Below are 6,148 nucleotides of genomic sequence, written 5' to 3' on the forward strand. Positions count from 1 at the left end.
CGGAGCCAAGATCTTTGCGGGACAGTCCTTAGCGGAACGAGTTCCGCAGGAGGTGGACCACACACGTCTGGACGATCGTGGCCGGCCAGACGGTCCCGACCGCGTCGGGCAGGCCCTTCAGGCCGTCACAGACGAGCATGAGGACTTCACCCACGCCGCGATTCTGATCTCGGTCAGGATGTGGAGCCAGTGCTTTGCGCCCTCGCCTCCCTCACCGGCCCACAGGCCGAGGATTTCCCGGCGGCCCTCCGGGGTGACGGCAGGGCCACGTGGATCGGACGGTTGGCGACCGCACCGTCGCGGATTTTCACGTGGATGGCATCGATGAAGATGACCGGGCGTCATCGGCGGTGGCGGAGTACTCCGCGAAGCGCCCGAACTGACAGCGGACAGCGTCCTGCGCGGCCGACCGGACAGCCCGGTCATCCTTCTGCGGACCGGCGACGGCACAGGCCTCCTGTTCGCCCTCGGTGCGATGAGCCGCCAACCCGACGCCACCCACGTCGCCCGCCTGATCGAACACCTCGCCAATGGCCGACCCTTCCGCCTGGACCAGGCGATCACCGGACCCGAGCACGCCCTGGCCGTCACCGCTCTTGCCCGGTCGCTGCACGAGCGTGGCGTGGCTCAACTGGTCGTCCAGACGTACCGATCACCTCGCGCGGGCGTCGGGCCGTGGTGTCGGCGCAGTTCAGGGCGTGCGTCCCGGCTCAGTAGGCTGGGGAACATGCGAGAACACGGCACCACGGACCCGGACCCACGCCTCGAACTGCGAGCCGACTGCGGTCAGTGCTTCGGACTGTGCTGTGTCGCCCTGCCCTTCGCCCGCTCGGCCGACTTCGCGATCGACAAGGACGCGGGCAAGCCCTGCCCGAATCTGCGGAGCGACTTCCGGTGCGGCATCCACACCCGGCTGCGGGAGACGGGCTTCACGGGCTGCACGGTCTACGACTGCTTCGGCGCCGGCCAGCGGGTCTCCCAGGTGACCTTCGGCGGCGTGGACTGGAGCTCGGGGTCCCCGGAGCGCGCCCGGCAGATGTTCGACGTGTTCCCCGTCGTACGCGCGCTCCACGAACTGCTCTGGTACCTGAACGAGGCACTGACCCTCCCCGCGGCGCGGCCGGTGCACGAGGACGTCCGGCGCCTGCTCGCCACGACGGAACGCCTCGCGCGGCAGACCCCCGAGGAACTGGGCCGGTTGGATGTGGGCGCGCACCGGCAGGAGGTCAACGAAGTGCTGTTGCGGACCAGCGAACTCGTACGGGCGGGGACCGGCCGGGGCAGGAAGAAGGACCGCCGGGGCGCCGACCTGATGGGCGCCCGCCTCAAGGGTGCCGACCTGCGGGGCGCGAGTCTGCGCGGCGCCTACCTCATCGCGGCCGATCTGACCGGGGCCGATCTGCGCGGCGCCGATCTGATCGGTGCCGACCTCAGGGACACCGACCTCACCGACGCCGATCTGACCGGAGCCTTCTTCCTCACCCAGCCGCAACTGAACGCGGCGCGCGGCAGCGCCGGTACCCGGCTCCCGGAATCGGTGGAACGCCCCGGCCACTGGACTTCACAGGGCTGAGGGCGGGCGCCTGTCCGGGCCGGGAAGGGGACGGCTCTCGGCCGGGGACCCGCGAGGGCCGAGCGGGGGCTCACGGCCGGGGGCCCGCCCTGACCCGTTGCGCGGGGCCTCAGTCGGCCGCACGGGCCAGGGGCGCCTTCCGCTCCGGCATCCCGGGCGGGCGCCGTTCGAGGTGCAGGCGCAGGCCCTCCGGCATCAGGGTCAGCCGCTCGGCCACCCGCAGCCGGTAGTCCGGTTCGGGCCGCAGGTCGTAGCGGCGCAGCAGCAGTCCGAGGACCAGCGTCGCCTCGTGCAGCGCGAACTGGCGGCCGATACAGGCGCGCGCCCCGGTGCCGAACGGCTTGAAGGTGTGCGGGGGCCGGGCTCGTACCGCCTTCGCGTCGAAGCGGTCCGGGTCGAACGCCTCCGCGTCGGCGCCCCACACGTCCGGGTCCCGGTGCAGCATCGCGGTGAGGACCAGCGCCCACGCCCCCTCCCGCATCGGATGGACGCCGCCGAGCCTCGTGTCCTGCCGGGCCTCGCGCGCGAACGCCGGTGCCGTCGGCCACAGGCGCAGCGACTCGTCGAGGACCCGGCGGACGTAGCGGAGCTTGGCGACCTGGTCGTAACCCGGCCGGTCCGTGTCGCCCCAGACGCGGTCGACCTCGGCGCGGGCGCGGGCGGCGACCTCCGGGTGCCGGGCGAGGTAGTGCAGGGCGAAGGAGAGGGCGCCGGAGGTGGTCTCGTGGCCGGCGATCAGGAAGGTGATCACCTGGCGGCGGATGTTCTCGGGGCTCAGCCGCTCCCCGGTCTCCGGGTGCGCGGTCTCCAGCATGCGGTCGAGCAGGTCGCCCTCGCCGCCGCCCGCCCGGCGGGAGGCCACCACCGAGTCGACCGTGCGATTGAGGTACGCCATGTCCGCCGCGTTGCGCCGGGAGGCGCCCCGCAGGAGGAGGGGGGCCAGCGGTACCGGGACGACGTTGAGGCGTTGGGCGTAGGTCAGCGTGCCCACCATCGCGTTCACGAAGGGGTGCGGCCGGGAGCGCTCGAAGGAGGCGAAGTCATGGCCGAAGCCGGTCCGCGCGATCGTCTCCAGCGTCAGTTTCGTCATGTCGCCGGGCACGTCCACCGCCCGCCCCGCCGCCTGCTCCCGGTCCCACCGGTCCGTCAGCCGCTGGGTCACGGCCAGCATCATCGGGTGGTAGCCCTCCATGGCCTCGCGGCTGAAACCGGGGGCGAGGACGTCGTGCGCCAGTTGCCAGTTGGGCTCGTGGTTGTAGGCGGTGAACAGTCCGTCCCCGGCCACCGGACGGAGATTGGCGACGCCCAGGCCCACGTGCTTCGCGAACCGCGATTCCTCGGCCAGTTCGGCGGCGAGGTCCGCGCCCCAGACGAAGACGATCTCGTTGCGGAAGGCCTTGCGCCGGAAGATCGGTCCGAGCATGCGCCCGAACTTCATGGAGTCCTGCAACGGAGAACGGACATGGGCGCCGATCAGATCACCGACCAGGGGGACGCGGCGCGGCGGGTGCGGAATGCGGTGCAGCTCCGGCCAGCCCAGCTCCGCGCTGCGGAACCCTTTGGGCCGCGCGGCCTCCGTCGTCTCCGCCATGACGCCATCTCCCTTGTTTCCCGGGCGCGTTGACTCTGTTGTACGCGAGTTCAATAGCGGCACTCAGTCTGCTGCCCTTGTTGAACCGACGTCAAGTAAAGTGCGGGCATGGCCGGGAAGCAGGGAGAGCGCGCACGGCGGCGGCTCAGCACCGAGGAGCGCCGGGAGCAGCTGCTCTCGGTCGGGGCGCGCCTGTTCTCGGAGAGTCCGTACGACGACGTATGGATCGAGCAGGTCGCCGAGATCGCCGGCGTCTCGCGCGGTCTGCTCTACCACTACTTCCCGACGAAGCGGGACTTCTTCGCGGCCGTGGTCGAACGGGAGAGCGGGCGGATGCTCCGGCTGACGGCTGCGGTGCCCGGCGTTCCGGTGCGTGAGCAGCTCGGCGCGGGCCTGGACACCTTCCTCGGGTACGTGGAGGAGCACGCGCACGGGTTCCGTGCCTTCCATCGCGCCGACGCCGCCGGTGACCAGGCGGTCCGCCGGGTCTACCGGGAGGCGCTGGCCGCCCAGGAGCTGCAGATCCTCGAGGCGCTGGCCGCGGATCCCGAACTCGGCTGGGCACCCGAGGACCGTCCCGAGCTCCGCATCGCGGTCCGCGGGTGGCTGGCCTTCACCACGGCCGTGTGCCTGGAGTGGCTCAGGGGCGCGGACCTGACCCGCGCCCAGGTGCGGGACCTGTGTGCGCGGGCGCTGCTCGGAGCGATCGCGCCCTGAGTGGCGGCCTGTTCGACGGCCGCGATCCGACGGATGTTCCGATGTCTTGGTGAGGCGTGGTTGGCGTACACCCGGATCTTCGATAGCTTAGGCAAGCCTTACCTAAGGAGGAACTGATGGGTGACCCTCACACCTGGACGGCCGCGCCCGCCGCGGCGGAGCACGCCCGCTCGGTGCTCGCCGCGGCCTGGTCCTGCGCGGTGACCGCCGAGGGTGGCCGGGAGGAGTTCGTCGGCGCGCACACCGTCGCCGCGGACGGCCGGGTGCTCCTGCGGGCGCCGGAGGACAGCGCGCTGCTCGCCGCCGCCATCTGCTCGCCGCGCGGAGAGCCGTCCGCCGTCCTGGAATTCGCCGATGTCGCGCCGGTTCCCGTACGGAACCGGATCCGCGCCAGGCTCTGGCTCGCCGGCTGGTTCCTCCCCGAGGACGGACATCTGTCGTTCCGCCCGACCCGCGCGGTGCTGCGCCGCCCCGGCGGGACCGTGGTGGTCGACCTGGACGAACTGGCGGACGCCGAGCCCGACCCGCTCGCCCTCGCCGAGGCGCAGCTGCTCACCCATCTCGCCGATGCCCACCCGGACGCCGTCGAGCGGCTCACCCGGCTCGTCGAACCGGACAGCCTGCACGGCGCGGTGCGCGTCCAGCCCTTGGCCGTCGACCGCCACGGACTGACCCTGCGCATCGAGCGGGCGCGCGGCAACGGCGACGTACGCCTGCCGTTCCACGCACCCGCCGACGACGTCTCCCAGCTCACCGAGCGCATGCACGTCCTGCTCACGCAGGCGAGCGCGGCCTCCTGCCCGCGAGCCCTACAGCGGCAGCGCACAGACCGCGACGGGTGAGGCGAACGGCTCGCCCGCGCGCCGGAGTTCACCACTCTCGCCGTCGACGTGGAAGACGCTGACCGTGCTCGACCGCTGGTTCGCCGCGAACAGCAGACGTCCGTCCGGGGAGAAGGCGATGTGGCGCGGGAAGTCGCCGCCGACCGGCACCGTGTCCAGCAGCCGCAGACGGGCGCCGTCCGCCTCGATCGCGTACCGCGTCAGGCTGTTGTGGCCCCGGTTGGCGAGAAAGGCGTACGAGCCGTTCGACGTCACCAGGATCTGCGCCGGGTAGTTCGTCCCGCCGCCCGTGCCCGTGGACTGCGGCTCGCCGACGGTGAGGCGACCGGTGGCCGGGTCGTAGCCGCAGACGGTCACGGTGTTGTCGACCTCATTGGCGAGATAGGCGTACCTGCCGCCGGGGTGGAACGTGAGATGACGAGGGCCCGCGCCAGGCTCCGTCCGCGCCCGCGACACCTCGGTGAGGGTGCCCTCGGCGTCGTCGAGACGGTAGGTGTACACCGTGTCGGTGCCCAGGTCGACGGCGAGCAGGTGGCCGCCGTCCGGGCTGGTGATGAACTGGTGGGCGTGCGGGCCCTGTTGGCCGGGACCCGGCGCAGGGCCGGCGTGCGTCACCAGATCGGTGCGCTCGCCGAGCGCGCCGGACGCGTCGACGGGATGCACCCCGACGCTCCCCGAGGCGTAGTTCGCGCTCAGCAGCCAGCGCCCGCTCGGATGCACGGACAGATGGCACGGGCCCGCTCCACCGGTCGCCCGCGTGCCGAGCACCGCGGTCCGCGGGAGACGGACGGCCGTCACCGCGCCCGCGGTCCGCTCGTCCGCGGCGTACAGCGTGCGGCCGTCCGGATGCACCGCCAGATACGACGGGTTGCCGACGCCCGTCACGACACCGCCGCCGGTGATCGCGCCGGTCGCCGCGTCGTACGTGGCGACACCGATCCCCTTCCCGCCGCCGTCGACCGAGGTGTACGTGCCGAGGAACAGCGGGCGGGGGCCGGAGCGGGACGCCGGGGACGAGGACGCGGACGGAGGCGCCGAGGGAGAGGGGCCGGCCGACGGAGCCTTCGGGGGCGGCGTCGCCACGGCGGGGTCCGCCCGCGGAGCGGCCGGCGCCGGGACCGTCGTGATCGCGGCGGCTCCCGCCAGCGCGCCGACGAAGCGGCGCCTGGTCCAGCCGCCGCCCGCCCATCGCGACGGCTCTGCACCACTGCTCATGCCTGCACCTCGGGGTATCGGTTGCCTCGGCTGTGACAGCCACCTTGGCGTGCGACACCCCGGAAGTGCAACAACGGCAACACGCGTTGCGTCACCTGCAACGCCCGGTGGGGCTGCTACCGGGATTCATTCGCAGTGCCCCGGCGTTCACGCCGGGGGTGAAGCGAATCTGATGATGGCGACGCGGAGCGTCGCCGCATCTGGCCCGGC

At 72.5% G+C, this 6,148-nt stretch carries 6 protein-coding genes and 1 pseudogene; 3 read left to right on the top strand and 4 right to left on the bottom strand.

Annotated elements, in window-relative coordinates; all coding sequences use genetic code 11:
- Positions 1-31: 31 nt before the first annotated feature.
- Both ACWD68_RS15050 and ACWD68_RS15055 read right to left on the bottom strand, forming a co-directional pair.
- Positions 32-332 (bottom strand): annotated as a pseudogene (locus tag ACWD68_RS15050) (transposase); the annotation flags it as partial.
- Entirely contained in the window at positions 308-631 is a 324-nt protein-coding gene (locus ACWD68_RS15055; RefSeq protein ID WP_451806851.1) for a hypothetical protein, read from the bottom strand. The gene ACWD68_RS15055 and the pseudogene ACWD68_RS15050, both read right to left, overlap by 25 nt.
- 96 nt (positions 632-727) lie before the next feature.
- Between ACWD68_RS15055 and ACWD68_RS15060 the strand changes: the two genes are divergently transcribed.
- Complete coding sequence (locus ACWD68_RS15060) at positions 728-1,573, top strand: pentapeptide repeat-containing protein (RefSeq protein ID WP_451806852.1); 846 nt, start codon at positions 728-730, stop codon at positions 1,571-1,573.
- A gap of 109 nt (positions 1,574-1,682) precedes the next feature.
- Here ACWD68_RS15060 and ACWD68_RS15065 read toward each other — a convergent pair whose 3' ends face one another.
- A complete protein-coding gene (locus ACWD68_RS15065; RefSeq protein WP_451806853.1) occupies positions 1,683-3,164 on the bottom strand; it encodes a cytochrome P450 in 1,482 nt (493 codons plus the stop codon).
- A 108-nt stretch (positions 3,165-3,272) separates the two neighbouring features.
- On the opposite strand from ACWD68_RS15065, the gene ACWD68_RS15070 reads away from it, so the two are divergent.
- Together ACWD68_RS15070 and ACWD68_RS15075 are read left to right on the top strand one after the other, a co-directional pair.
- The gene (locus ACWD68_RS15070; RefSeq protein WP_451806854.1) at positions 3,273-3,881 is read left to right on the top strand and encodes a TetR/AcrR family transcriptional regulator; all 609 of its coding nucleotides are present in this window, start codon (positions 3,273-3,275) and stop codon (positions 3,879-3,881) included.
- 116 nt (positions 3,882-3,997) lie between these two features.
- Positions 3,998-4,723, top strand: a complete 726-nt coding sequence (locus tag ACWD68_RS15075; RefSeq protein ID WP_451806855.1) for a DUF2470 domain-containing protein — start codon at positions 3,998-4,000, stop codon at positions 4,721-4,723.
- Here ACWD68_RS15075 and ACWD68_RS15080 read toward each other — a convergent pair.
- Positions 4,691-5,938, bottom strand: a complete 1,248-nt coding sequence (locus ACWD68_RS15080; protein ID WP_451806856.1) for a lactonase family protein — start codon at positions 5,936-5,938, stop codon at positions 4,691-4,693. The genes ACWD68_RS15075 and ACWD68_RS15080 overlap by 33 nt on opposite strands.
- Positions 5,939-6,148 lie beyond the last annotated feature (210 nt).

Source organism: Streptomyces sp. NPDC005141 (genome assembly GCF_053599975.1).

What these genes read in the sequence shown, in the direction of transcription:
- ACWD68_RS15070 (WP_451806854.1), top strand. Translation starts at nt 3,273, where the DNA reads ATGGCCGGGAAGCAGGGAGAGCGCGCACGGCGGCGGCTCAGCACCGAG.
- ACWD68_RS15060 (WP_451806852.1), top strand. Translation starts at nt 728, where the DNA reads ATGCGAGAACACGGCACCACGGACCCGGACCCACGCCTCGAACTGCGA.
- ACWD68_RS15075 (WP_451806855.1), top strand. Translation starts at nt 3,998, where the DNA reads ATGGGTGACCCTCACACCTGGACGGCCGCGCCCGCCGCGGCGGAGCAC.
- ACWD68_RS15065 (WP_451806853.1), bottom strand. Translation starts at nt 3,164, where the DNA reads ATGGCGGAGACGACGGAGGCCGCGCGGCCCAAAGGGTTCCGCAGCGCG.
- ACWD68_RS15080 (WP_451806856.1), bottom strand. Translation starts at nt 5,938, where the DNA reads ATGAGCAGTGGTGCAGAGCCGTCGCGATGGGCGGGCGGCGGCTGGACC.